The following is a 26,489-nucleotide window of genomic DNA, read 5'->3' as shown; positions in this document are numbered from 1 at the left end:
CAATACGTCTCTGGCAATGGCGGCAGATGATTCAGGCTTCTATCTCGGTGGTAACGTTGGGCAGTCGGTATCTCATCTGGATGAAAGCGGGATGACCAACCGGGTATCAGGTCCGGGTCTGGCTATCACGTCAGTTACCAGAGATAATCGGGATATCGGTTATAAACTGTATGGCGGTTATCAGGCCAATAAGTACTTATCTCTTGAGAGCGGCTGGTTTGATCTGGGTCGTTTCAATTTTACGTCGACCACAACACCCGCCGGCTCTTTGCTCGGCAATATCAAGGTCAGAGGTGTGAATCTGGATGCATTAATCAGGTTGCCTCTCACCGATCAGTTTTCTGTGTTTGGTCGGGGTGGTCTGACTTATGCCCAGACCAGAGACAGCTTTTCCACCACAGGCGCTCTTGCCTTGCCGGCTAATGCCAGCCCAAAGAAGTGGGCCTGGAACCCGAAATATGGTGTGGGTCTTGATTACAATTTGACGCGTGCTTTCGGAATACGCGCGGAAGCCGAGCGATACCGGATCAATGATGCTACAGGCAGCAAAGGTAATATCGATCTGTTCTCACTGGGTATGACTTACAGATTTGGTACTGAAAAGCCTGCCCCGGCTCCGGTAGCCGTGGTGGAGCCGGAGCCGGTTGTGCCTGAGCCAGTAGTTGTAACACCGCCACCGGCACCTGTGAAGACGGTCTTTGCTTCTGACTCCTCGGCGAACTCCCTGTTCGGCTTTAATAGATCAACTCTGAGGAATGAAGGTAAACGGGCTCTCGACAAGTTTGTGGAAAGTTTGAAGGGCGCAAGCTTTGAAACCATGGTTGTGACGGGGTATACCGATCGTATTGGTACGGATGAATATAACCAGAAGCTATCTGAGCGCCGTGCCAATGCAGTTCGAGACTATCTGGTTAAGTTCGGCGGTATCCCTGCCGATAAAATCACGGCCAGAGGTGCCGGTGAGTCAAATCCTGTGACCAAACGGGAGGATTGTGCGGGCAAGTCCGGCAATCCGTTGATCACCTGTCTGGCGCCTGACCGACGCGTGGAGGTAGAGGTTACCGCTACGCGGACGTCCGAGTAATCCGCGCTATCGGCTCAAACAAACAAGGGAGGCTTAATAAAGCCTCCCTTGTTTGTTTTGCATAGCAACCGCTTGAATCGGAGCTAAGACTATTTCTTAATTTTACTTATCTTGGTTCCTTCAAAGGTCAGGTTATACATCAGCCCCTTGTTAGAGAAGATAAAGCCGATAATCGGTTTTTTGGCAGTCTCACTATCAATGGACCCGTCCGCACCCAGAGAGGCCAGCGCTACACTGCCGTCTACCCCGGCTTTCCAGCCGTCGCTGGCGCGAAATTTCTTCAGTGCATCTTTGGTCATAAACAGGATCACCTGCGACTTGACCTGTGCTCCCAACTGAAAACCGATGGAGGCGGCAGCCGTACTGTAGTACTGGACGGTTTTTCCGCCGATTCTGAGGGCGCCTTCGCCATATTCGCCACCGATACCGATACCGGCCTTATATACTTCCGGAAATACCAGAATGCCGCGGGCTTTTGCAGCCAGCTCCTTGCCACCGCCGACAGTTTTATAAAAATCGGCCAGAGCGGCTGTTACCTTGGCATTTATCTCCACCGCGCTTGCAGCCATAGCCGGCAGTGGTGCCAGAAACATGAGTGCCATTACCATGAAGCTTGCTTGTTTCAGTCTGTTCATTGATTAACTCCTTTAACCGTTAGTTTTCGTCGTATCAAAGATATTGATAAATCTTGCACGGACATCAAATTCACATGCCCGGGTTCATGAATCAGTCGTGATGCTTGCGCTCCTTCTCATGGCCGTTGTCGCGATGATGATCCTTGTCGCGCTGATGGCTGTTGTCGCTATGTCCGGAGCGATAACCACGGTCATACGGGTGGTAAACGAGTTCACAGCCTGTCATGACAAATCCGAGCATCAGCAGTATTGTGATCATTAAAATATTTCTACGCATCATTCTGTTACCTCTGGTCGCCGAAAAAAGTCCTGATCATGACTTGGCATTTATCATAGCCGAAAAAGCCATTCATAACCAGCAGAGGGGGTACCACCCTCCGGATGAATGCCAGACTCTGCTTTTCGCATGGCTTTCTCTGTACGTTAACGCACAGAGTGTCATATCCGGTCCGAAAAACATTGTTTTCCAATCCATAAAGGAGTCTGAGGGGGGGACGTCTCCGGAATATGATTCCAAAGCAGGGGTGTAAGTCGAATGGGGGAGTTGTTTATGGCCAGCTGGAAATTAACAGACCCAGACCGATGATCTGCTGGCGGTGGTTGTAATCAATCAGGCTTTCACCGTAGCCGTTAAAGTATTCTGCATAGCCCTTTAAGCGCCCCTTGATAGGAAATACCCAGTTGATTTTCAATGCGCCTTTGCGCCCCTGAAAGCTATAACGACCCAGCGCTGATAGTGCATACTCATTGCCGATCCAGGTTGCCCGAATATCGCCACTGCCCATAAACTGACGGATATCCGGATTGTCATCCCTGTTGAGTGCTTCCGGGAGGCGATACCAGGGACGAAGCATAAGCAGGAAGTTTCCCCGTTCCAGGCCGGCCTGCAGGTAGATGCGGTTCCAGCTGCGTGAATATGCACCGGAGCGGCCATTGGATTGATGCATGAAGCCTGCATTGAGCATTTTCCAGTGCATACCGAGCAGCTTGATATCCATGGGCAGGGTAAGGATCAGTTCCGGCGCATAGTCGGTTTCGCGAATCGGGGAGGAGCGGGCACTATTATAGAGTTGCCAGTTGGACTGTTGGGTATAGGCGAACCAAAGGTCAACGGGGGAGCCTATCGCATTTTGCAATAATTTCGTTTTGAAGCTCAGCTGAAAACGTACTTCGGTCGGTTGCAGGTGGGCAGGTGCAGCACTCCCATGCGTGGGTGAGAAGGGTTGCAAGTTCGGTCGGTTGGAACGTCTCCAGGGCATGAGGTAGTTCGGCTGATAAGGTCGAAAGCGGAAGGTGCCGTTTTTGCTGGCATCTGTGAGTTCCCACATGCGTTCAAGATAACTGGTAGCCCGTCCGTCAGGGATACTTACAACCGGAGCAGTCGCTTCCGGTAGTCTGGTCGAGAGGATGTCTACGTTCGCTTTTTTACTTGCTTCCGGCTGATGGCCGGCTGCTTTGTCGTAGCAGGCCAGACGGGCATCGGGGTCAGCGATGCCGGTACAGGCGCTGACTCCGTCAGCTGCGCCGGCCTGTGTCGCGTTCAGCAGGAGAAAACAGAGCAGCATACAGCAGCGATACCTGTTCATAAGCCGCTCCTTATCCAGCAGTACATGCCCGTGGCTGTAGCAACTGCAGACACGTATTGTTGTCGGAATGAGTGAATGATGCATGGCACACAGTAACACAACAATGGATTTTCTGCTCAGGTTGTTCGATCGGGAGATGGTGCCCTCCTGCGTACGGTTTCCGTACGCAGGAGGGGAGTCTGTTTAGGCCTTCTCTGCAGCCAGCTGGCGCAGTACATAGTGCAGGATGCCGCCATGCTGGTAGTACTCCACCTCTTTCGGGGTATCGATGCGTACATCCACAGTGAACGACTTCACCGAACCATCGGTTGCAGTAGCGGTAACATGCAGCTCTTTGGCCGAGCCGTCGCCGATGCCGCTAAAGTCATAGCTCTCCTGACCGGTCAGGCCCAGTGACTCGGCAGACTCACCTGCCTTGAACTGCAGCGGCAAAATGCCCATGCCGACGAGATTGGAGCGATGGATGCGCTCATAGGTTTCGGCAATAACAGCCTGAACACCCTGCAAACGCGGGCCTTTTGCCGCCCAGTCGCGTGAGGAGCCGGAGCCATACTCTTTGCCGGCCAGAATGATACTGGCCACGCCTTCATCGATATACTGCATGGCTGCATCATAGATGCTCATCAGGGTGTTGGAGGGTTGGTGCAGTGTGACGCCGCCCTCGGTACCCGGAGCCAGCCGGTTGCGCAGGCGGATATTGGCGAAGGTGCCGCGCATCATGATCTGGTGATTCCCGCGACGGGAGCCGTAGGAGTTGAAGTCTTTTGCCTCCACACCGCGCTCCTGCAAATAACGACCGGCAGGAGAGTCAGCCTTGATGGCACCCGCAGGTGAGATGTGGTCGGTGGTGACCGAATCACCGAGCAGCGCCAGTACACGTGCGCCCTTGATGTCGGTGACCGGGTCCAGCTCGAAGCTCATGCCCTCAAAATAGGGTGGGTGCTGGATATAGGTGGAATCGTTGTCCCAGGCGAAACGGTCGCCGCTTGGCGCCTGCAGGTTCTGCCAGTTGGCATCGCCGGCATACACATTGCCGTAGGCCGCTTCGAACTGCTCGGCTGTGACGCAGGACGCCACGGTATCAGCCACCTCTTTCTGGGTAGGCCAGATATCCCTGAGGAAGAGATCCTTGCCGTTGGCATCCTGACCGATCGGATCGTTATAGAGATCGATATTCATTGTGCCGGCAATGGCATAGGCGACGACCAGCGGTGGGGAGGCCAGGTAGTTCATGCGCACTTCGGCATGGACACGCCCTTCGAAGTTTCGATTGCCGGAGAGTACGGATGTGACCGCCAGGTTGCCTTCGGCGATTGCGGCAGAGACTGCTGCCGGCAGGGGGCCGGAGTTACCGATGCAGGTGGTGCAACCGTACCCGACGGTATTAAAGCCCAGCTTGTCCAGCTCGGGTGAGAGACCTGCCTTGTCCAGATATTCGGTAACCACAAGCGAGCCGGGGCCGAGCGAGGTTTTAACCCATGGTGCTGCACTCAGGCCGAGCGCAGCCGCTTTTTTGGCAACAAGACCGGCAGCGACCATGACGGATGGGTTGGAGGTGTTGGTACATGAGGTGATTGCCGCAATGACGACAGCTCCGTCATCAATAGTGACGTTTTCTCCGTTGATCGTGGTGTTAACTGCGTGGGTGGTAATGCCTGCTTCAGCTTTGACCGTTTCGACCGCCTGCTGATATTTGGCTTTGGATTCGGTCAGGGCGATGCGATCCTGCGGGCGCTTGTGACCGGCCAGCGACGGTACAACGGTGGACATATCGAGTGCGACATACTCGCTGTAGATTGCTTCCGGGCTGTCAGCGTCACGGAACATCCCCTGTGCTTTGGCATAGGCCTCAACCAGTGCAACGTTCTCCGCCGAGCGATTCGAGAGGCGCAGGTAGTTCAGTGTTTCATCATCAATCGGGAAGATGCCGCAGGTTGCGCCATATTCCGGAGCCATATTGGCGATCGTCGCACGATCGGCGAGCGGCAGGCTATCGAGTCCGGACCCGTAGAACTCGACAAATTTACCGACAACGCCGTGCTTGCGCAGCATCTCAACGATCGTCAGAACCAGATCGGTTGCGGTTGCGCCTTCCGGTAGCTCGCCGGTCAGCTTGAAACCGACCACCTTCGGTACCAGCATCGATACCGGCTGACCGAGCATGGCGGCTTCGGCTTCAATGCCGCCGACACCCCAGCCCAGTACGCCCAGACCGTTGATCATCGTGGTATGGGAATCGGTGCCGACCAGTGTGTCCGGATAGGCAACGCCTTCATTGTTTACAAAAACGGTGCGCGCCAGAAACTCCAGATTGACCTGATGCACGATGCCTGTGCCCGGCGGTACTGCCTTGAATGTTTCAAAGGCATTCTGTCCCCACTTCAGGAAATTGTAACGCTCACGATTGCGCTGAAACTCAATGCCGGTGTTTTTCGTCGCAGCATCGGCTGTGCCGAATGTGTCGACCTGTACGGAGTGGTCAATCACCAGCTCGGCCGGGGCCAGCGGTTCGATTTTGGCGGTATCGCCACCGAGGGCTGCCACTGCATCACGCATGGCGGCCAGGTCCACAACGGCGGGGACGCCTGTGAAATCCTGCATCAGCACGCGTGCCGGCATATAGGCGATTTCATGATTCGGTTCCGCTTTTTCATCCCATTTGGCCAGAAAGTTGATGTCATCAGCGGTGACGTTCACACCGTCCTCGCGACGTAGCATGTTTTCCAGCAGGATTTTCATGGCGTAGGGCAGGCGATCAATGTCACCCGCAGCCTTCAGGGCGTAATAGGTATAGGTCTTGTCGCCGACCGACAGACTAGTTTTTGCGCCGAAACTGTTGTTCATGGCTGCTCCAATGTTATGAAATATGTCGGCGAATATAGCGGAAACATCAGTTATAATCCAAAGGTGACTGACAATGTCTCTGCAGGCAGACAGGAAAACAGAGTCGGAAAACAGTGCCTTGCAGATCATTTATTGGTATCCAACCTTGCAGGTGCAGGCCGGTTTAGTGGGCCTGTTGTGAGTAGAGACCAGGTTGCAGGAGATTGCCGAGCATGCCCGTATGCATTACCCTGCAGTGAACGCATTGATAGTCCGTCTGCGGGCTTGGTGTTGCATCTGAAGCGAAGGGGGCATGGTATGTTCGAATCGGCCGAACTCGGTCACAGCATCGACAAGGAGCGTTATGATGCTGAGGTGCCTGCACTGCGCGAGGCCTTGCTGAATGTGCAATATGAGTTGGCCGAGCAGGCGCGCTTTCCGGTCATCCTGCTGGTTGGCGGTGTGGATGGTTCCGGTAAGGGTGAGATAGTTAATCTGTTGAACGAATGGATGGATCCGCGCCATATTCGGGTGCATGCTCTGGCCGAACCGACTGATGAAGAGCGTACCCGGCCGATGATGTGGCGTTTCTGGCGCGCACTGCCGCCCAAAGGAAAAATAGGTGTATTTTTCGGTTCCTGGTATTCCCATCCGATCATGGAGCGCATGCAGGGCAATATCAAAGAGGCTGAACTGGGCCAGTGTATCGATGAGATCACCAGTTTCGAGCGAATGATCACCTATGAAGGGGGGTTGATTATCAAGCTCTGGCTACACTTGTCGAAAAAGGCCCAGAAAAGACAGCTGACAAAGCTTGCCGAAAATCCCGAGACCAGCTGGCGTGTCACCGAGACGGACTGGCAGCACCTGAAACTATATGACGAGTTCAGCAATGTGGCAGAACATGTGTTGCGTGAAACCAATACGGCCGAAGCGCCGTGGATTATCATCGAGAGCAGTGATTTCCGGTTTCGCAATCTGACTACCGGCAACTACCTGTTGGAGGCGATACGCAAGCGGCTGGACGCATCGTCGCCACCACATCCTGTCGGAGTGCCGCCCATGCCACCGGCAATAGATGACAAAACCCTGCTTAGTTCGCTGGATCTGACGCTGTCGCTGGATAAAAAATCATATCATCGGCAGTTGGCTAAATATCAGGGGAAGCTCAACCAGCTCATGCGCCATCCGAAATTTCGCAACAAGTCTCTGATTGCCGTTTTTGAGGGTTCGGATGCGGCAGGCAAGGGGAGTGCCATCCGCCGCATCAGTCAGGCGCTGGATGCCCGCCATTACCGTATCATACCTATTGGTGCGCCCAGCGATGAGGAGCTGGCTCAGCCCTATTTGTGGCGTTTCTGGCGGCATGTACCGGGCAACGGAGAATTTACCATTTTCGACCGCTCATGGTATGGCCGTGTGCTGGTGGAGCGGGTGGAGCAGCTATGTTCGGAGGCCGACTGGATGCGGGCTTATAAGGAGATCAATGACTTTGAGGCTCAGCTCATTGCTCACAATACTATTATCGTGAAATTCTGGCTGGCGATCTCCAGAGAGGAGCAGCTAAAGCGCTTTCATGCCCGCGAACAGGTTGGATTCAAGCAGTTCAAGATCACCGGAGATGACTGGCGCAATCGCGAAAACTGGCAGCAGTTCGACCGTGCCGTCTGTGATATGGTCGATCGTACCAGCAGTGAAATTGCTCCATGGACGCTGGTGGAGGCTAATGACAAGCGGTTTGCACGTATCAAGGTGCTGAAAACATTGTGTGACCGCCTTGAGCAGGCGCTCGATTGAGGCTGCTGCCAGCCGTGAGTATGGGGGGCATGTATCGAGCCGGTAAACCCCGCTATACTGCAAGAGGTTAATAAGGCGCAATCATAGCCGCGCCGGTGACCTGACGGAGGTGTGATGGAGTACAGTTCCCTGAATGACACCCTGATCATGCTGGTAGCGACGGTATTCGTTGTGGTGCTGTTCCTGCGTATAGGTATGCCGCCTGTTCTGGCCTATCTGGTTGTCGGCATCACGGTCGGCCCATACGGGCTCGGCCTGGTCTACGATGTTGAGCAGATTCGTGTGCTGGCCGAGTTCGGCGTGGTGTTGCTGCTATTTACGATCGGTCTGGAATTCTCCGCTTCCCTGTTAATGCACATGAAAGCCGCAGTATTGGGACTGGGCAGCGCACAGGTACTGTTTACCGCAGCAGTCACGACTGCAGCAGCGGTGGCAGTCGGTCTGTCGCTGGAGAGCGCATTGGTGCTTGGCGGGGTACTTGCCATGTCATCAACGGCACTGGTCACCAAGCAGCTGGCCGATCAGGTTGAGTTACAGACGCGTCATGGCAGGAACAGTCTGGGTATCCTGCTGTTTCAGGATCTGATGGTGGTGCCGTTTCTGATTCTTGTCGCCATGCTTAGTGGAACGACAGGGCAAACAACCATGCTGACTGTGTTGAAGGCTTTGGCGGAAGGGGTAGCGGTCCTGTTACTGATGTTTGCCTTCGGTCGCTGGGTACTCAGGCCGTTGTTCCGTGAAGTGGCTCGTTTTCATTCGGCCGAGTTGTTTACACTGACTGTGTTGCTGGTGGTACTCTGCTCTGCCTGGCTCACTCATCAGATCGGTTTGACGTTTGCGCTGGGGGCATTCCTTGCCGGGGTGATGCTGAGCGAAACAGAGTTCAGGCATCAGGTTGAGTCGGAGATCAGACCGTTTCGGGATGTGTTGCTGGGACTGTTTTTTATTACCGTCGGCATGATGCTGGATCTCTCGGCACTGCCCGATGTGTGGCGCTATGCATTGGCGCTACTGGCACTACTGATTGTATTTAAATTGCTGATTGTCGCGGCCTTTTGCCGGCTGGGTGGCTGGAACAGCGCGGTGTCATTGCGGACAGGCCTGATCCTGGCACATGGGGGAGAATTCGGCTTTGCCATTCTGATTCTGGCTATGGAGGGAGATATTCTGCGTCCGGATGAGGGGCAGAGCATGCTGGCGGCAATGCTGCTCAGTATGATGCTGGCCCCGTTGCTGATCCGTTATAACGGCATTATTGCGACCCGACTGCTGCCGAAAGCGGTGAAGCAAAGTCAGCAGGAGATCAGGGACGGTATTCTGGATACTGCCCGTACGCTGAACCGGCATGTCATCGTTTGTGGTTTCGGGCGGGTGGGTCAGCATACACTGAATCTGCTGCTGCAACATCGGGTCCCCTGTATGGCGATAGAGTTGGAACCGGTGATGGTCAGGCAGGGCACGGCCGATGGCAAGCCGGTATCCTTTGGGGATGCCGGGAGTCTGGAGTTGCTGCATGCCTGCGGCCTCTCCCGTGCATCGGCGCTGGTGATCAGCATGATCGATTTCAATACGGCGATGAAGATTATCAGCCGGGTTCGGGCCGTGGAGCCGGACTTGCCCATTATTGTCAGAACGCGTAAGGAGATGCATCTGTTCCAGTTTTATCAGGCGGGTGCGACTGAGGTGGTGGCGGATACCTTTGGTAGTGATCAGATGATCACGGCAGAAACGCTTGCCAGGTTCGGGCTGGGAGACAATGAAGGCGACCAACCTGTTCGGCAGCGCTGAACCCTGTTCGGCGGCAGGCTGCGCGCTGCCCCGAAAATGGTGATGGAAAACGGCAGCGTTTCAAGTTTATCGAACCCTTCTGTGAATTCACTTATAATCCTGAATATACGCCATGATTCCGAGCCCTTCAGATCTTCCATGATTCAACCTCCCGGTCACCTTCCCGATATCGGGGGCGGGTACTCCGGTTTGATGCAGCAACGCCAGGCTATTCCTGATCCGTTTGTTTATTCAGCAGCGGTCCGATCAGGTCTATAGGCAGCGGAAATACGATGGTTGAGGTTTTATCGCCGGCAATCTCGGTCAGTGTCTGCATGTAGCGCAGCTGAATGGCCTGCGGTTGTTTCGACAACATGCCTGCGGCTTCAACCAGTTTTGTCGCTGCCTGCATCTCACCTTCGGCATGGATAATCTTGGCACGTCTGGTCCGCTCTGCTTCAGCCTGCTGGGCAATGGCGCGAATCATACTTTCATCCAGATCAACATGTTTGATCTCGACATTGGCGACCTTGATGCCCCATGCATCGGTCTGCGTATCGAGTATGGTGCGGATATCGGTGTTGAGTCGGTCTCGCTCCGCCAGCATCTCGTCCAACTCATGCTGACCAAGCACGCTACGCAGCGTTGTCTGGGCCAGCTGGCTGGTGGCATCAAAGAAGTTCTCGACGTTGATAATAGCCTTCTGTGGATCCATGACGCGGAAATAGATCACGGCGTTGACCTTGACTGAAACATTGTCGCGGCTGATCACATCCTGAGTTGGTACATCAAAGACGATGGTGCGCAGGTCCACACGTACCATCTGCTGGATGACCGGGATCAACAGGATCAGGCCGGGCCCTTTGACCTTCCAGAAGCGACCAAGTTGGAAAACGACACCGCGTTGGTATTCGCGCAGCACCCGAACGGAGCTGATCAGAATAACGAGAATAAAGAACAGGATGATAATGATAGCGTTCATGGCAGTGCCTCCGGATTGTTGTGTTGTACTGGATCAACCTGCAAGGTTAATCCGTTTCGATTGCTGACGCGTATGCTTTGGCCGTTAGTTAACGGCACCGTTGAAACAGCCTGCCAGATTTCGCCATGCACCAGCACGTGACCTGTGCCATCGAAGTCTTCGCTGGCTGTGCCGAGCAGACCGATCATCTCTTCTGCCCCGGTTACGACTGGGCGCAGTCTGGCCCTGATCGCCATGCCGATAATCAGGATGAAAAAAGCGGCCGAGCATGCTGCAACGGCGAAAATCAGGCTCAGTGACAGTGCAAAGCCCGGCGCACCTGTATCCATCAGCATGACTGAGCCGGCAACAAAGGCAATCACTCCGCCAAGCCCCAGCGCTCCGAAGCTGGGCACGAAGGCTTCGCCGATCATGAAGCCGATGCCGAGAAATATCAGAGCCAGACCGGCATAATTGACGGGCAGTACCTGAAATGCGAACAGGGCCAGCAGTAGCGAAATACCTCCGATGACGCCAGGCAGTATCGTGCCCGGATTGGCCAGCTCGAAGAACAGGCCGTAGATGCCGAGCAGCATCAGCACATAGGCTACATTGGGATCGCTGATCACGGCGAGCAGCCGGCTTCTCCAGTTGCGTTCGACAGTTTCAATGCGCATGCCGCGGGTATGCAGCGTTACGCTTGCATTGCCTGTGGATACAGTGCGCCCATCCACTTTTTTCAACAGTTGAGGGATATCCTGTGCGATCAGGTCAATAACGCCCATTTTCAGCGCCTGATCGGCACTCAGCGAGGCCGCTTTGCGTACAGCCAGTTCAGCCCATTCGACATTGCGATGCCTCAACTGTGCCAGACTGCGGATATAGGCGGTCGCATCATTTACCATTTTATGCTGCATCGGGTTGCCGCTCTCTTCCGGTGTTTCAGGGCTACTGCCTTTTACTGACGGTGAGCGGGGGATATCCGGCTTGGGTAATGCGCCGATCTGTACCGGCGTGGCGGCGCCCAGATTGGTGGCTGGTGACATGGCGGCAATGTGAGAGGCATAGAGAATATAAGTACCGGCGCTGGCAGCTCTGGCACCCTGCGGTGCGACAAAGGTTGCTACCGGCACAGGGGAGGCAAGGATGTCCTGTATAATCTTCCGCATGGATTGATCCAGACCGCCAGGCGTATCCATGCGCAGGATAACCAGTCCCGCATCCCCGGCCTGAGCAAGCGTGTTATGTACATCTTCCGCCACAGCAGGGCCGATGGCCCCCTGAATATCCAGTACCAGCGCATGCGGCACGGCCTGTGCGGGCGAAGTATGCGCGATCAGTGATATGCAGAGCAGCATCAGGATGCGGGTGAAGACTGACATTGGAGCAGTATAGCATATATCTGGTGCATCTTTATATAGTGCAGCATTTGAGCTGACTGCTATTGAGATAGTGGATGGACTTGCAATCATGCACAGATAGAGTCATTCCGTAGTGACATGAAAGGGAGTGCTTGAATGCAGGTATTGATCAGTTATCACTCGGATTACGGTAACACGCGTAAAATGGCTGAAGCGATTGCGGCAGGCTACAAGGTAGCCGATGGTGCGGCCGTGATCGACCTTAAACTGGTCGAGATGACCGGGCTGGATGACCTGACACAGGCTGATGTCATTATTCTCGGTACACCTGTGCACATGGGGTCAATGGCCTGGCCGGTCAAAAAACTGATTGATGAAGCTGGCAAGCTGTGGATGGAGGGGGCTCTGGAAGGCAAGGTCGGTGGTGTGTTTGCAACCGGCGGAGGTTTTGGTGGTGCTGGTGGTGGTATAGAGCAGACGCTTGTTTCGCTGCACTCGAATTTCCTCGAACACGGTATGATTGTGGTCGGTTTTCCTAAATCTTTACCGGGATATGCCGACGGTGGGTTGCAGTGGGGGCCCTGCGGTCGCAGTGGAAATCATGAAGGCATGCCTGCAGGGCTTTCAGATGGATCGCTGGTTGCGGCACGCAGCTATGGTGCGCATATAGCGGAAGTAGCTGCCCGCCTGATTGACTAAAATTTGCGGAATCAGAGGTAAAAAAAGGGGGCTCTTTCGAACCCCCTCTTATGGTGATTGTTACTTGTCTGCTTGCAGGTACAGATAGGTGAGGCCTGCACTTGCACCAAGACCGGTATTGCCCTCAATGGCCGGTTCAAGCGAGATGCTCTTGTCACCGCCTCCGACCAGCACTTGCGCGCCAACGCCTGCACCGACAGTTGCCGAAGCGCCTGCGCCGACATATTTACCGGCCATCTTGTGGTTGCCGGCATGACCATCGGCGGCAAACACGGTAAAGGCAATTGTTGAATCACGTTTGTAATTCAGGTCAACGCCAAAGCCTACGCCTGTTTCCCCGATATAGTGCTCAACGCCGCTGCCATCTGTTGCCACGAAGTCACAGCGTACGTCCGTTGTTGAATGGACCAACAGGTTTACCGTGGTATGGGGTACAGTCTTGCAGGTCAAAACGCCGATTTTTGTGCCAGCGGTCGATTCCCCTGCAAATGCAGGCGCTGCAACCATGCCCAATGCCATGGCACTGATGATGCCGAATTTTATAAGTGAATGTTTCATGCCGAGCTCCTTTACTGACGAATTGCTGCTTCCCTCTTGAGGGCTTGCGCTTATTATAGACGAAACTCAATAAAATAATAGGGTCTTTCATGCATGCGATCCGGGCTTAAGCCAGGCTGTCATGTGGCTTGAAAATCGTGCGCTGATGTTGTGGTTCGAGGGCCTGTTATCGCCGGCGTAAAAACTCCGGCCCCATTTCAATAGTAAACTCTACCCTGCGATTTTTGGCCCGGCCTTCCGCAGTCGCGTTGGAGGCGAGCGGGCGTGTGTCGGCATATCCGGCCGCATGCAGGCGCCCCGGCTCTATGCCGAAATCAATCAGTGCCTTTACCACAGCGGTAGCCCTCATCGTTGAGAGCTCCCAGTTGGATTGATAGCCCCTGCCGGCCAGTGGGGTACTGTCACTGTGCCCTGCCACTTCTATTTTACCCGTGTAAGTCTGCAACACTTTGGCCAGATTCTTTAGTGGTATTCTGGATGACTCATCCAGCTCCGACTGACCGGGCTTGAACAGCAGGGCTGCATCCATTTGTAATCGGATCTGACCGGGTGACATTTTGACGTCCATCACGCCGCCGAGCGAGTTGCTGCCAAGAATGCGGCGCATATTATCTTCCATGCCCTCCTTCTGCCCCTGTCGCTGAATGGTGGCATTATCTGAAACCGGGGTACCTTCTGAGGTGGTATTTTGCGGCGAAGAGGGGGCCTGCATTTTTACGCCTGCCTTGGAGTGACTGACGGCCCCCATAATGATGAACAACGCCAGCAACAGGGTCATCAGATCCAGATAGGCGACCATCCATCCTTCATTTGTAACGCTTTGATCATGTTCGATTTCGCGTTCTTCCATGTCGCTGAGGATATGGCTCCGGATCATTTCCATGCTGGATTTCCCGGAGACTGATTCAGGATTGCTGCTCATCAGAAGTCATCAGCCATGCTACTTCTTTGGGTAGCGGAGGCTTTGCCGGAAGAGCTGCCGGTGCTGCGCAGTTCATCGTCATGGTGGGCCGAAAATGAACTTAGCGTTTCGCGGATAAACACCGGGCTGCGATTGCCTGCCAGCATAATGGTGCCTTCAACAATCATGCGCATGATCATGGCCCGCTTTTCCGTACGCCGTTCCAGTTTGATGGCGATTGGTTTGAATATGAGATTGGAGAGAATGACGCCGTAAAGTGTCGTCATCAGAGCGACGGCCATATTATGACCGATATTTAACATGTCGGGACCACTGATGCCAAAGAGCATGTTTACCATACCAACGAGCGTGCCGAACATGCCGAATGCCGGGGCGTAAACACTCATGACGTGAAAGACATGCGCTTCAGCGCGCTCCTGCTCACGCAGTCGCTTGATACGCCACTGCAAAATATTGACGATTTCTTCGGTTGGTGTGTTGTCGATGACCAGCTGGATTGCAGTTCTCAGGAACGGGTTGCCAATGCGGGAGAGTTGGTCCTCGATACGGGCCAGGTCACCATGGCGGCGCAGGCGGGCAGCATTTGCGATTTCAGAAATATCATCACTGATTGAGTATTCGTTATTGCGAAACACGTTCCCCAATACCCGCCAAACCTTGCCCAGCTCCTGTGCCGGAAAACTGACCAGAGTGGCGGCGAATGTACCTCCGACAACGATCAGCAGTCCCGGCAGGTTGATATACACGTCGGGCTGCACTGAGGAGAGAAATACAGAGAGAATGATCAGTCCGATACCAGCCAAAATACCTGCAATGGTTGATAAGTCCATGTTGATCTCCTTTGTGCGTTGTTAGTTCGATCGTACCTAGCAATTATCCGGCCAAATGTTCATCAGCAACGGCGCATGAGACTACTGCTGTTGGCCGAGCGGATCAGGCGGGCCAGTTGTTGGCAAACAATATGCTTGTCTTGCGGTATGCAGGTGTATTTGACGCCCCTGTTGCTGATTCTGATCGGAGGATTTCATGTCATTGCGTTGGGTATGGAGCTTGCTGGCTGCTTTGTCAGTGATTGCGGTTGGCACTGTGATGCTGCTGAGCATTACCGCCGTTGAAAGAGATGCATGGGCTTCCAGTGAGAGTGAGCAAAGTCGTCTGTTGACGGTGCTCCTGGGTGATGAGTTGAAGATGCCGATGATGGCGAATAGCAGGGCCGAAGTGGATAGCCTGATTAATGGGTTTATGTATCAGCTTCCGAATATCCAGGTCTTCCTGCGCTGGGCGAGTGGCGAACAGGTGAATTATGGTAATACAAAACTGCCTGCACCCATTGCCGCGTTGAAAGAGTGGCCTGTTACTCCCTCCATGGTGAAGGGGGCGGATAAATGGTATGTGATGACGATTCGATATAATACCGCCAGATTGGGGGATATCGCTATCTATAACCCGGGTAAGGCATGGGAAGCCTACGCGAGTCAGATCAGATGGCGTATGGCTGCAACGACACTGCTTACTGCCCTTTTGATGGGGTTGCTTGTCTATATCATGAGCGGGCGTGTCAGGAATTATTTAAGAGAACTGGCCCAGGCATGCAGGCGCGTTGGGGGCGGCGATTTCTCCGCGCACCTGCCTGTGCGTGCAACGAATGAGTTCGGCAAAGTATTTTATCAGTTCAATCAGATGGTTTCCAATCTGGAGCAGCGGGAGAAGATACATGATCTGTACGGTCACTATCAGCGCCCGCAACTGGTGGCGGATGAGTATGACCGCAATGCACACCGGGCAGATAAACAACGGGAGGTCAGCATTCTTGCTATCCAGGTGATGAATTTCCACGGTAGTACGCTGCACTCACCACAGGATGATGCCCTGCATATCCTGAACCGCTACTTTGCCCTCTTCGAATTTATTGCTCACGAATTCGGCGGTCATGTTGATCATATTTCGGGCGATGAAATGGTGGTGGTATTTAACCACCCGTTTGATCTCAAGTGTCATGAGAATCAGGCAGCCAAAGCGGGAATGGCCATCGCCGCTGCCGCCACTCGGCTTACTGACGGTGCTGCTGATGCTGTTGGCTTCAGAATCGGACTGGCGATAGGGGAAGTGATGATCGGCTACCTTGGAACAGGACGTCGCAGGCAGTTGACTGTTGCCGGTGCACCGGTTGAACTGGCTTCGCAGCTGGCCAGAGGGGTGGAGAGTGACGGCGTGATAGCGCCATACGGAACCATGTTGGTGTTGGGACATGGTTTCCGGCCGAAAGAGCTTGGTGAGTGTCCGCTGTCCGCCGGCAAACAGGTGCGCTGCATTAATATTCTGCCGGGTGAGGCTTATGTGGAGCAGGAGATAGCAGCTGTGGTTGAAAAAGCATTCCAGTCATTTAATCCGGTTGATGATCCAGAAGATGATCCGTGGTGACTCGGTTGTTACGTGCGCTGGTGAAATGCCAGCCTGCTGCTCTGCTCATCGCAATATAAACGACTCCAGCAGGCATAAGGCATATCCATATGCCGTGTGCTGGCGATGGGTGCGCGAAGAGCCAGCGCAATCAGCATACGCAGTGTGCCAGAGTGTGAAACAACCAGTAGCTGTTTGTCCTGATAGTTTGTGCTGATTTCCATCAACCATGCATGTACCCGTTGACGCAGCTCATCAACCGATTCGCCGTCGGGGGGACGCATGCCTGTCGGATCTCGCCGCCACTGCTCCAGCATGCCGGGAAATGCCGAGCTGATGGCTTCACTGGTTTTACCCTCCCATGCCCCATAGTGCATTTCAGCGATGCGCGGTTCAATGATGCACGGGATGCGAGCCTGTTTTGCCCATGCCGTGGCCGGCTCAGCGCAGCGGGAGAGGGGGGATGTGATGATCAGATCCACATCACCAGCCAGTTTTTGCCATACGGCATCCATATCGGCCCGGCCCTGAATGGTCAGTGGGTCGTCGGTCTGGCCCCGGTATTTTATGCCTCCTGCCAGTGCTCCGTGTCTGAGTAGATCAACTGTCAGCATTTGCTCTCCTGGATTAACCTGTAACCATTTCTGGTTTTGTCACCATGCATAATCCGTTATGGTGCACGCCTGTTCGATAAAAGGAAGTGGCCAGTGACGGAAGATTTTGATTTGAATGATGAGAAGAATATTGCAGCGATGAAACATGTGCGCGGCCTGTTGGAATATATGGGCGAGGACGTACATCGTGAAGGCTTGCTGGAAACGCCGGCACGAGTACTGGCGGCCATGGGCGAGCATTTTTCCGGATACAGGGAAGATCCGAAAGAGCATTTGCAGAAAACCTTTGAAGAGGTGGAAGGTTATGATGAGGTGGTGCTGGTCTCCGATATCGATGTGCACAGCCACTGTGAACATCATATGGTGCCGTTTGTCGGCAAGGCGCACGTGGCTTATATCCCGCACGGTCGTGTCGTCGGCCTCTCCAAGCTGGCGCGCGTGGTGGATGGCTATGCCAAGCGGCTTCAGGTACAGGAAAAACTGACCATGCAGATTGCCAATGCCATCAATGAGGTGCTGGAGCCGGAAGGTGTGGCAGTGATCATTCAGTGTCAGCATTTCTGCATGTGTCACCGCGGCGTACAAAAATCGAATTCATGGACGACCACCTCCAAGCTGACCGGTACTTTTCTGAATAATCCGTCATCGCGACTGGAGTTGTTTCAGCTGATTGGCATGGATAAGTCACTGCGATAATGCGGGCTCCTGCACCCATGAGCTCCCCCGGCAACAGGCTGGGTGCAACATTGTTGTTACTGCTGGTCAGCGCACTGTTTTACGGAGCTTCATTCGTAAAAGTTCCGGCCATTGATCATATTGCTGATACTTATTTCTCCGAATCAATCCGCTCAGCCACGCTCGCTTATGCCACGATCCGGGGTGTTAATGCGGTGGTCTCGGTCGTCAAGGAGTCTCACCTGGAGCTGGCCCCGGCCGGTGTCGGTATCACCATCGCGGCAGGCCAGATACTCGATCCGATTGATGATATGACAGAGCGGCTCTCATCCGTGCTGGTGGCGGCGATTGCCTCGCTCGGTATCCAGAAGCTCGGTTATGAGATCGGCACTGCCATCTCGTTCAAAGCCATTGCCATTGTGCTGCTGCTGATGGTGCCGCTGCTCTGGTTGAATAGTGTCACGCTCACCACGCTGTATGGGCCTCTGCTGAAGCTTTGCCTGCTGCTGCTATTGTTACGTTTTTTGCTGCCGGCCTCGGCACTGGTCAGCGATCAGCTCTACAGCCACTGGTTGCAACCGGGTATTGCCGGTGCTGTAGATGACCTGTCGGTGGTATCAAGCAGTTATCAGTCGTTAAGCAAGTTGTCGCCGGAGCAAGGGGGTGGTTTCTTCTCCTCGATGACGACGGCAACATCGGAAAAGGTGGAGCAGATCAGAGCCGCATTTATGCAGATGGTGGAACATGCGGAAAATATTATTCGTTCCCTGTTAACTCTGATGACTTTGTATCTCGCTATTTTTGTCGTGCAGGTAGTGTTGCTGCCGATGTTGATGCTGTGGCTGATGCTACGTATAGGCAAAAGCAGGATGCTGGATATATTGGCCGACAGTTTCAGACACAAGTTGACGGATAGTCATGACGACGCTGCGCTTTAATAAACCCTTTGAGGTGCTGACCCAGTTTAGTGATGGGGCGGGGCGTCAGACACTGGCAGATTTTATTCCCGTGTCCGGTGTGTATGCAGCCGGTCGTCTGGATCGTGACAGTGAGGGGTTGCTGCTACTGACCGATGACGGCCCGTTGCAAAACCGGATTTCGCATCCGCTGCATAAGCTTAAAAAGGTCTATTGGGTGCAGGTGGACGGGGCCATCAGTGATGAGGCGGTTGAGCGGCTGCGGCATGGTGTTGAGTTGAAAGACGGCATGACCAGTCCCGCACGGGTGAGCGTGATGGAGGCGCCGGCCACACTCTGGCCGCGCAATCCGCCGATTCGCACACGGGCACAGATTCCTACCTCCTGGATCAGCCTGGAGATCAGTGAGGGACGCAACCGTCAGGTCAGACGCATGACTGCCGCAGTCGGTTTTCCCACCCTGCGCCTGATCCGTTATGCGATCGGCCCGATCACGCTCGATGGATTGCAACCCGGTACATATGATGAGGTAGATGCTCAACAGCTGTGGAACCTGTTTCCAACACAGGGCAGCGGCGTTGATCGGCCTGTGGTTTCTGCCGGAAACAGCCACAAAAAATTCGACCTGAAGCACCGGCCGATCAGGAAAAAGAAACAACAAAGGTAGGGGTGGCCCATGCCTCAATGACGGCCTCCAGAGTCTGTTTGATGAGATGTTTCGTCCGGAGTGAGCGTAATGGCGAGTATTGAACAGGCCGTTGTATGTATTGGTAATTTCACCCTTTCCCCACCAGCTGAACTGATGACGAACATGGACTTCCGTGTCTGTCTTGCTTTATCCTTGCACAATTGAAAAGGTGACACATCTGATGTTGGCGAGGTGCTAGCTTATTGAGGAAGCCTGCCTGTTTTGTGATGGTTGCAGGCCACAGCTCGTTGTGAGGGCTAAAGGAGGTCATCATTGCCACTGCATGTGATTTTGACAGGCCAGAGCAAAGCCCCATGTTTAAGAAGCTTTGGATGAACCTGAAATGACGCCCGAGTTTGAAGAGTGGCTGACAACGATTCACTCTGACAAGAAGCCAGGTATTGATGCCTTGCGGGAAAGCGAAGCACATTTTCGGCAGTTGTTCGAGATGCATCGTGACGTCATGTTATTGATTGATTATCAATCCAGGACCATCGTGGATGCCAACCCTGCGGCAGCGCAATTTTATGGCTACCCGCTGGAAAGTTTGCGTGGTATGAGCGTAAGCCGGATCAATGCCCAGCAAGAGTCTGAAATTCATCATCAGAGACAGAAGGCCATTGCTGGAGAACAGAATATATTCTCCTTTGACCATCGTTTGGCTAATGGTGATGTTCGCACGGTAGAATCACATATTTCACTTGTGAGCTACAGGGGCAAGAGCCTGTTTTTTTCGATCATTCATGATATCACCGAGCGCAAACGGGTCGAGGCGGAACTGCGCATTGTTACCGCTGCATTTGAATCTCAGGAAAGCATGGTGATCACCGATGCAAATAGCGTGATTCTGAAGGTCAATCATGCCTTCACAAAGACCACCGGCTATACGTCAGAGGAGGTTGTCGGACAGACACCGAGCTTGCTTAAATCGGGCCGTCATGACGCGGATTTTTACGACGAGATGTGGGATACCCTCAAGCGCACCGGGAAATGGCAGGGAGAGGTATGGGATCGACGCAAGAATGGTGAGATATACCCGAAGTGGCTTACGATCACCGCCGTCAAAGGAGAGAACGGCGTGACGACCCACTATGTCGGCTTACATATCGACATCACCGAACGCAAGCAGGCAGAAGAGAAAATCAGTAACATGGCCTATCATGACCATCTTACAGGGTTAGCCAACCGGGCACTGTTTTATGACCGCTTGCAACAGGCTGGGGCCCACCTGCAGCGCAACAGGAATCGGATGGGCATGTTGATGCTGGACCTTGATCGCTTCAAGCTGATTAATGATGAGCTGGGCCACGAGTGGGGTGACAGGGTGCTTGTCGAGGTGAGCAGTCGCCTGATGCGATGTGTTCGTTCAACAGATACCGTAGCCCGCCTTGGTGGCGATGAGTTCAGCATCATTCTGCTTGATGTTCCTTCAGAAGAGTTTGTCTGCAAAATGGCTGAGAAAGTAATTACTGTTATTGGGCAGTCGTTAGTTCTGAAAGGGGGTCACTATGAGGTGGGTGTAAGCATCGGCATTTGTCTGGCCTCTTCGGACGATCAGGATATGGAAACCCTGGTGAAAAAAGCCGATGCTGCCATGTACCAGGCCAAGGAAAGTGGCAGAAACTGCTACTGCATTTTTGATAAGAACCAAGGCTGATTGCGCATCGAAATAAACGCATGGGTAGCCGTAGTCCCTGCCAGGAATAAAAACAGGTACGGAGCAGAGCGGGTAGCTTTTGCCTGCTGTCAGGGCCAAGCTCTGCGCTGTGACTGAATCAGAGGAGTGGGCTTATGTGGGCAGGTGCTTTGTTGCGGATATGTATGATAGCCCTGCTCTCGGCGTGCTCGCACGCATTGCCGCTGCCTCAGGAGGCAGACAAGCCGTTAGCGGCAAAAGCGTCAGCAGAGAGTGCCGATAAGAAATCCGTAGCAACAGCACCGCCGCCACAACGCAAGAGAATGGGAAAACGCGCGTTTATCACACTGATGAAGCCGCTTGTCCAGCTTGAGAATGAACGGGTGATGCGGGAGAGGCGGCTGTTGATACAGTGGCGGGATCAGCATCGATTAACTGCTTCACAGCAGCGCGCTCTGCAGGCGATCGCGAAGAGGTATCGGGTTGGACTGCAGGTGGGGCTGAGTCATCGATTCTGGCATACTATGCTCCGCCGGGTCGATATGATTCCGCTGGACCTGGTGTTGGCGCAGGCGGCAAATGAATCATCCTGGGGTAACTCCCGCTTTGCCAGAGAAGCCAATAACTATTTTGGTCAGTGGTGTTTTCAACAGGGGTGTGGCGTGGTGCCGTTAAGGCGCGATGCCGGTGCGCATCATGAAGTGAAGCGTTTTGCATCGGCGCAGTTGTCCGTGCGGGCATACATACGCAATCTGAATACATCGGACTCCTATCTGTTATTGCGGAAAATGCGTCTGTCCATGAGGAGAAGCCACAAGCCACTGGATGCCGATTTTCTGGCTATGGGACTGAAGGATTATTCACAGCGTGGGATGCGCTATGTGAGCATTATCCGCGGGATCGTGCGGAGCAACAGGGAGCTGGTGCGGTCGTTATAGACGATTCGGCGCTGAAGTCTGCGAGGGAAAAGCGTGCGGTGACATGCAGAGGGCCGGTTAGAGCGCGTTCCGGTGAAGCAGCAGCTTCCGGCGATACTCTTCAGGGTCCTTGGTCTGGGTCATGGCTCCGCCGCGTGGAAATATGGCGTCAAACAGACGCGAGACCCAGAAGCGCAGTGCGCCGAGCCTGAGTAGTTGCGGCAGCGCGTCTCTCTCGTTTTGCTGCAGAGGCCGCAGGCTTTCGTAGCCTGCCAAAAAGGCATCAATGCGGGCCTGATCATCCTCCTCCAGCTCTACGGCCTGGGCATTGAGGGTGATGGCGATGTCCATCGCGAAAGCGGCACTGTGAGCATAATAAAAATCGATAATACCGCTCGCCTTGTCGCCTTCAAACAGAATGTTATCGACGAACAGGTCGCCGTGAATGACCCCGTGTGGCAGATCGTTTTGTTGGTACGCTCGTTGAAAATTCAGCTCATCGGCAAGCAGTGCGGCGGCATCAGGGCCGTAGCGCTCGCGCGTTTTATCCATGACCTCGGCAACCTTTTCCGCCAGCCAGTCAAAGCCGGTCGGATTTTCCCGCTGCTCGTCAAAATCTGCCCCTGCCAGATGCAGTTGGGCCAGTGCTTCACCGGAAGAGCGTAATTGTATCTTGCTCAGGCGATCCAGTGTCCTGCCTGTCAGGCAGGAGACGATGCATCCCTGCTTGCCATGCGTCTGGAACAGCAGCGAGCCATCACGCCGTTGCATCACATCCGGGCAGGAGAGGCCGGCAGCAGCCAGATGCTTCATCAGGCGCATGAAATAGGGCAGCTCCGTTTCATCCATCCGCTCGAAGATGGTCAGGACATAACGATCGGTGTCGGTATCAATGAAAAAATTACTGTTTTCAATACCGGCAGCGATGCCTTCGAAGCCTGCCAGTGTGCCGAGTTGATAGTCGGCGAGGATGCTCTGGATATCGTGACGGGTAAGTTCTGTATAGACGGACATCGCCGCATCCTGAGAAGTTTGTCGGGCTTAGGCAATTGTGACAGGCAACGTGGCGATGCGGTTGCCGTGACAGGCATTGTTCCCTGTGGCTGCAGCCGTTAGCGTGCGTCGCCTTTATGGTGCGGGTGAAACATGGATAAAATTATCATTCAGGGCGGCAATGCCCTGACCGGAACAGTCAAGGCCAGCGGTGCAAAAAATGCAGCGCTGCCGCTTTTGGCTGCGGCGATTCTGGTTGACGGACGGGTGACCTATCACCGTATTCCGCATCTGCACGATATCTCGACGATGATGACCCTGCTGGCCTGGCAGGGTGCCGATGTCGCTTATGACGACCAGTATTGTTTGCATGTCGATACCAGAGAGGCAAACAAGCCCGAAGCGCCATACGAACTGGTCAAAACCATGCGTGCATCATCGCTGGTGCTGGGGCCGCTGCTGGCCCGTTTCGGCGAGGCGACAGTCAGCCTGCCCGGCGGTTGTGCTATCGGTGCGCGCCCGATTGATATGCATTTGCGCGGTCTGGAGGCAATGGGAGCCACTATCGACGTGGCGCAGGGTAATATCATTGCCCGCGTGGACGGGCGCCTGAGAGGCGCGCATATCGTTTTTGACCAGGTCACCGTAACAGGGACCGAGAATCTGATGATGGCGGCTGTACTGGCCGAGGGCGAAACTGTGCTGGATAATGCCGCCCGTGAGCCGGAGATTGTTAATCTGGCCGAATCCCTGCGTGGACTGGGTGCAGTGATTCAGGGAGAAGGCAGCAACCGTATCGTGATTCAGGGTGTTGATCGTCTGCACGGCGGCGAAATGACAACGATTGCCGACCGCATAGAAACAGCAACCTATCTGGCTGCCGGGCTGATTACCGGTGGTGATGTGACGGTGACCGGCACCGATGCCTCCATGCTGGAAGCCTTTCTGGCCAAAGTCAGGGATACCGGCGCGTTGGTCGAGACGGGAGATGACTATATTCGCTGCAAGGCACGCGGGCGGCTTAAGGCTGTTGACATCCAAACCCAGCCCCACCCGGGATTCCCGACCGACCTACAGGCCCAGTTTATGGCCATGATGACGTTGGCGGACGGCGTCAGCGTGATTCGGGAAACCATTTTTGAAAATCGCTTTATGCACGTGCAGGAGCTGGCGCGCATGGGTGTTGATATTCGGCTGGACGGCAATACCGCGATTGTGCATGGGCGTAAGCAACTCTCCGGCGCGCCGGTGATGGCGACCGATTTGCGTGCTTCGGCCTCCCTGGTGCTGGCGGGACTGGCGGCGAAGGGGGAGACTACTGTGTCGCGTGTCTATCATATCGATCGCGGCTATGAACGTATTGAGGAAAAACTAAGCAGGCTGGGGGCTCGTATCGAGCGGGTTAGTGCCAGTGAAAGCTGGATGCAGGGGGCACGACTAAATGGCTGATACACGGGTATTGACGATTGCGCTGTCAAAAGGTCGCATATTGGAGCAAACGCTGCCTCTGCTGGCTACTGCCGGACTGACACTGGCTGAAGATGCGGAAAAAACACGCAAGTTGATGGTTGATGGAGACTATCTGGGTACGCCTGTACGCTTCCTGATTATTCGTGCGGCGGATGTCTGTACCTATGTTGAGCAGGGGGCTGCCGATATGGGTATCGCCGGCCGCGATTCGTTGCTGGAGTACAGGCCGCGGGTATATGAGCCGCTGGATCTGGAGATTGGTCGTTGCCGTATGTGTGTGTGTGGCCCCAAAGCGCTGGTGGACGCAGGCGTACCTGAACGCGGCAGCCGCATTCGCGTGGCTACCAAGTATGATTCTCTGACGTCACAGTATTTTTTGACCCAGGGCGTGCAAGCGGAGATTATTCACCTGTATGGCTCAATGGAGTTGGCGCCGCTGGTCGGCATGGCCGAGCGTATCGTTGATCTGGTGGAGACCGGCAGCACACTCAAGGCGAACGGTCTGGTGGAAGAGACCACGCTGTTTGATATTTCCAGCCGCCTGATTGTCAATCCGGCAAGTTTCGCGACACGCAGAAAACAGGTGGGCGAAATTATCAACGGGCTGCGCGAGGCAGTAAAAACAAAAGGTAACGGGTGAGAGCCATGGCTAATATTACAAGACTGGACTCTGCAGATACTGACTTTGCCGCCAAACTGGAGGCATTGCTGGCCAGGGAGACGGATACCGGTGATGATGTACAGCATCTGGTGGCAGACATCCTCTCCAACGTGAAGAAGCGCGGTAATGCGGCGTTGTGTGAATATACCGAACGCTTTGACGGATGGGCCTGTACGCCGGAGTCCATGGAGATCAGTCGGGAGCGCATGCAGGCGGCCTGGGAAGCAGTTTCCGACCTGGATCGGGAGTCGCTGGCACTGGCTGTCGAGCGCATACGCGCCTACCACGAGCGTCAGTTGCAGCAGGATTGGGACTTTACAGATGATGCCGGATTGACACTGGGCCAGCGTATTACATCTCTGGACCGCGTTGGTCTCTATGTGCCCGGCGGCAAGGCGGCCTATCCCTCATCGGTGTTGATGAATGCTGTGCCGGCAGTAGTGGCAGGTGTCAGTGAGATCGTGATGGTTGTACCCACGCCGGGTGGCGAGATTAATGAGCTGGTGCTGGCCGCAGCCTATATTTCCGGTGTACAGCGCGGTTTTGCCGTGGGTGGTGCACAGGCCGTGGCTGCGCTCGCCTATGGTACGGAAACGGTGCCGGCTGTGGATAAAATCGTCGGTCCGGGTAATAAATTTGTGGCTGCTGCCAAGCGGCAGGTATTTGGTACATGCGGTATTGATATGATCGCCGGGCCATCGGAAATCGTGGTTGTGGCCGATGGCGGTCACCCGGCGTGGCTTGCTGCCGATTTTCTCTCGCAGGCCGAGCATGATGAGGCGGCGCAGAGTATCCTGATCTCCACAGATGCCCATCTGCTCAATCAGGTGGCCGAGTCGATCGAGGCCCATCTGGCGGTATTGCCGCGCGCGGCTATTGCCCGTGCCTCGGTTGAGGCGCACGGTGCGCTGATTCATGTGCACAGCCTGCAAGAGGCTGCGGCTGCGGTGAATGTTATTGCACCTGAGCATCTGGAACTGGCGCTGGAGGATCCGGACGCACTGTTGCCTTCGATTCGCCATGCAGGCGCTATTTTTCTCGGCCATTTTGTGCCGGAAGCGCTGGGCGATTATATTGCCGGACCGAATCATGTGCTGCCGACCAATCGCACTGCCCGCTTTTCCAGTCCGCTGGGCGTCTATGATTTCCAGAAACGGACGAGTGTGATTCGCTCCACCCGTGCAGGTGTGGAGGCTATAGGCCCTGCTGCTGCACATCTGGCTCACCGCGAAGGTTTGCAGGCACATGCGTTGACGCTGGAGTTGCGTTTGAATGATGAATAATGTGGTGGGTGCTGGCGTGTATGAACGATGTACATACCCCCG

At 54.5% G+C, this 26,489-nt stretch carries 24 protein-coding genes; 13 read left to right on the top strand and 11 right to left on the bottom strand.

Annotation, left to right across the window (positions count from 1 at the left end; genetic code table 11):
• Positions 1-1,084: OmpA family protein (locus SPV1_RS14430; protein WP_009849185.1), on the top strand; the 1,084-nt coding region annotated here is incomplete at its 5' end.
• Positions 1,085-1,173: 89 nt separating this feature from the next.
• On the opposite strand, the gene SPV1_RS00870 is transcribed toward SPV1_RS14430, so the two are convergent.
• The 4 genes from SPV1_RS00870 to acnA all read right to left on the bottom strand — a co-directional run bounded on the left by SPV1_RS00870 (position 1,174) and on the right by acnA (position 6,149).
• Positions 1,174-1,719, bottom strand: coding sequence for a BPSL1445 family SYLF domain-containing lipoprotein (locus SPV1_RS00870; protein ID WP_009849184.1), 546 nt, complete (start codon positions 1,717-1,719; stop codon positions 1,174-1,176).
• 91 nt (positions 1,720-1,810) lie between these two features.
• Positions 1,811-1,978 carry a hypothetical protein gene (locus SPV1_RS14230; protein WP_009849183.1) on the bottom strand — a complete coding sequence of 56 codons (168 nt, stop codon included), beginning with the start codon at positions 1,976-1,978 and terminating at the stop codon, positions 1,811-1,813.
• Positions 1,979-2,267: 289 nt separating this feature from the next.
• Positions 2,268-3,305, bottom strand: coding sequence for a phospholipase A (locus SPV1_RS00860; RefSeq protein WP_040881359.1), 1,038 nt, complete (start codon positions 3,303-3,305; stop codon positions 2,268-2,270).
• A gap of 183 nt (positions 3,306-3,488) precedes the next feature.
• Entirely contained in the window at positions 3,489-6,149 is a 2,661-nt protein-coding gene (acnA, locus tag SPV1_RS00855; protein WP_040881358.1) for an aconitate hydratase AcnA, read from the bottom strand.
• Between the two features lie 297 nt (positions 6,150-6,446).
• On the opposite strand from acnA, the gene pap reads away from it, so the two are divergent.
• Positions 6,447-7,925, top strand: a complete 1,479-nt coding sequence (gene pap, locus SPV1_RS00850) for a polyphosphate:AMP phosphotransferase (protein WP_009849179.1) — start codon at positions 6,447-6,449, stop codon at positions 7,923-7,925.
• A 114-nt stretch (positions 7,926-8,039) separates the two neighbouring features.
• On the top strand, positions 8,040-9,713 hold the full coding sequence (locus SPV1_RS00845; RefSeq protein WP_009849178.1) for a cation:proton antiporter: 1,674 nt from the start codon (positions 8,040-8,042) through the stop codon (positions 9,711-9,713).
• Positions 9,714-9,921: 208 nt separating this feature from the next.
• On the opposite strand, the gene SPV1_RS00840 is transcribed toward SPV1_RS00845, so the two are convergent.
• Positions 9,922-10,674 (bottom strand): slipin family protein, encoded by a 753-nt coding sequence (locus tag SPV1_RS00840; protein WP_009849177.1) that lies wholly within the window; start codon positions 10,672-10,674, stop codon positions 9,922-9,924.
• Positions 10,671-12,035, bottom strand: coding sequence for an NfeD family protein (locus SPV1_RS00835; RefSeq protein WP_009849176.1), 1,365 nt, complete (start codon positions 12,033-12,035; stop codon positions 10,671-10,673). Before SPV1_RS00835 ends, SPV1_RS00840 begins: the two co-directional genes overlap by 4 nt.
• A gap of 135 nt (positions 12,036-12,170) precedes the next feature.
• On the opposite strand from SPV1_RS00835, the gene SPV1_RS00830 reads away from it, so the two are divergent.
• Positions 12,171-12,713 (top strand): NAD(P)H-dependent oxidoreductase, encoded by a 543-nt coding sequence (locus tag SPV1_RS00830; protein WP_009849175.1) that lies wholly within the window; start codon positions 12,171-12,173, stop codon positions 12,711-12,713.
• A gap of 60 nt (positions 12,714-12,773) precedes the next feature.
• Here SPV1_RS00830 and SPV1_RS00825 read toward each other — a convergent pair whose 3' ends face one another.
• From SPV1_RS00825 to SPV1_RS00815, 3 genes are all read right to left on the bottom strand, one after another.
• Positions 12,774-13,271, bottom strand: a complete 498-nt coding sequence (locus SPV1_RS00825; RefSeq protein ID WP_009849174.1) for a DUF992 domain-containing protein — start codon at positions 13,269-13,271, stop codon at positions 12,774-12,776.
• Between the two features lie 166 nt (positions 13,272-13,437).
• Complete coding sequence (locus SPV1_RS00820) at positions 13,438-14,121, bottom strand: OmpA/MotB family protein (protein ID WP_231288227.1); 684 nt, start codon at positions 14,119-14,121, stop codon at positions 13,438-13,440.
• Between the two features lie 71 nt (positions 14,122-14,192).
• Positions 14,193-15,023, bottom strand: coding sequence for a motility protein A (locus SPV1_RS00815; RefSeq protein ID WP_009849172.1), 831 nt, complete (start codon positions 15,021-15,023; stop codon positions 14,193-14,195).
• A 196-nt stretch (positions 15,024-15,219) separates the two neighbouring features.
• On the opposite strand from SPV1_RS00815, the gene SPV1_RS00810 reads away from it, so the two are divergent.
• Positions 15,220-16,614 carry a HAMP domain-containing protein gene (locus tag SPV1_RS00810; RefSeq protein ID WP_040881357.1) on the top strand — a complete coding sequence of 465 codons (1,395 nt, stop codon included), beginning with the start codon at positions 15,220-15,222 and terminating at the stop codon, positions 16,612-16,614.
• Positions 16,615-16,622: 8 nt separating this feature from the next.
• On the opposite strand, the gene SPV1_RS00805 is transcribed toward SPV1_RS00810, so the two are convergent.
• Positions 16,623-17,207, bottom strand: a complete 585-nt coding sequence (locus SPV1_RS00805; RefSeq protein ID WP_009849169.1) for a histidine phosphatase family protein — start codon at positions 17,205-17,207, stop codon at positions 16,623-16,625.
• 93 nt (positions 17,208-17,300) lie between these two features.
• On the opposite strand from SPV1_RS00805, the gene folE reads away from it, so the two are divergent.
• The 5 genes from folE to SPV1_RS00780 all read left to right on the top strand — a co-directional run bounded on the left by folE (position 17,301) and on the right by SPV1_RS00780 (position 22,061).
• On the top strand, positions 17,301-17,903 hold the full coding sequence (gene folE / locus SPV1_RS00800) for a GTP cyclohydrolase I FolE (protein WP_009849168.1): 603 nt from the start codon (positions 17,301-17,303) through the stop codon (positions 17,901-17,903).
• A 17-nt stretch (positions 17,904-17,920) separates the two neighbouring features.
• Positions 17,921-18,820 carry a hypothetical protein gene (locus SPV1_RS00795; RefSeq protein ID WP_152909270.1) on the top strand — a complete coding sequence of 300 codons (900 nt, stop codon included), beginning with the start codon at positions 17,921-17,923 and terminating at the stop codon, positions 18,818-18,820.
• A complete protein-coding gene (locus SPV1_RS00790) occupies positions 18,801-19,466 on the top strand; it encodes a pseudouridine synthase (protein ID WP_009849166.1) in 666 nt (221 codons plus the stop codon). Before SPV1_RS00795 ends, SPV1_RS00790 begins: the two co-directional genes overlap by 20 nt.
• A gap of 349 nt (positions 19,467-19,815) precedes the next feature.
• The gene (locus SPV1_RS00785; protein WP_231288226.1) at positions 19,816-21,144 is read left to right on the top strand and encodes a diguanylate cyclase domain-containing protein; all 1,329 of its coding nucleotides are present in this window, start codon (positions 19,816-19,818) and stop codon (positions 21,142-21,144) included.
• Positions 21,145-21,308: 164 nt separating this feature from the next.
• A complete protein-coding gene (locus SPV1_RS00780) occupies positions 21,309-22,061 on the top strand; it encodes a glucosaminidase domain-containing protein (protein ID WP_009849164.1) in 753 nt (250 codons plus the stop codon).
• 57 nt (positions 22,062-22,118) lie between these two features.
• Here the strand turns inward: SPV1_RS00780 and SPV1_RS00775 are convergent, their stop codons facing one another.
• On the bottom strand, positions 22,119-23,054 hold the full coding sequence (locus SPV1_RS00775) for a homoserine kinase (RefSeq protein WP_009849163.1): 936 nt from the start codon (positions 23,052-23,054) through the stop codon (positions 22,119-22,121).
• Positions 23,055-23,186: 132 nt separating this feature from the next.
• On the opposite strand from SPV1_RS00775, the gene murA reads away from it, so the two are divergent.
• Genes murA through hisD form a run of 3 tightly spaced genes read left to right on the top strand, consistent with a single transcriptional unit; the run spans position 23,187 to position 26,447 of the window.
• The gene (gene murA / locus SPV1_RS00770) at positions 23,187-24,482 is read left to right on the top strand and encodes a UDP-N-acetylglucosamine 1-carboxyvinyltransferase (RefSeq protein WP_009849162.1); all 1,296 of its coding nucleotides are present in this window, start codon (positions 23,187-23,189) and stop codon (positions 24,480-24,482) included.
• Positions 24,475-25,143: an ATP phosphoribosyltransferase gene (hisG, locus tag SPV1_RS00765; protein WP_009849161.1), complete on the top strand. Its 669-nt coding sequence runs from the start codon at positions 24,475-24,477 to the stop codon at positions 25,141-25,143. Before murA ends, hisG begins: the two co-directional genes overlap by 8 nt.
• A gap of 5 nt (positions 25,144-25,148) precedes the next feature.
• Positions 25,149-26,447, top strand: a complete 1,299-nt coding sequence (hisD, locus tag SPV1_RS00760; protein ID WP_009849160.1) for a histidinol dehydrogenase — start codon at positions 25,149-25,151, stop codon at positions 26,445-26,447.
• The last annotated feature ends 42 nt before the right edge of the window (positions 26,448-26,489 follow it).

Source organism: Mariprofundus ferrooxydans PV-1 (assembly GCF_000153765.1).
Classification (GTDB): domain Bacteria; phylum Pseudomonadota; class Zetaproteobacteria; order Mariprofundales; family Mariprofundaceae; genus Mariprofundus; species Mariprofundus ferrooxydans.
Note: the sequence above shows the minus strand (reverse complement) of the source record. Positions and strands in the feature narration are given on the sequence as shown.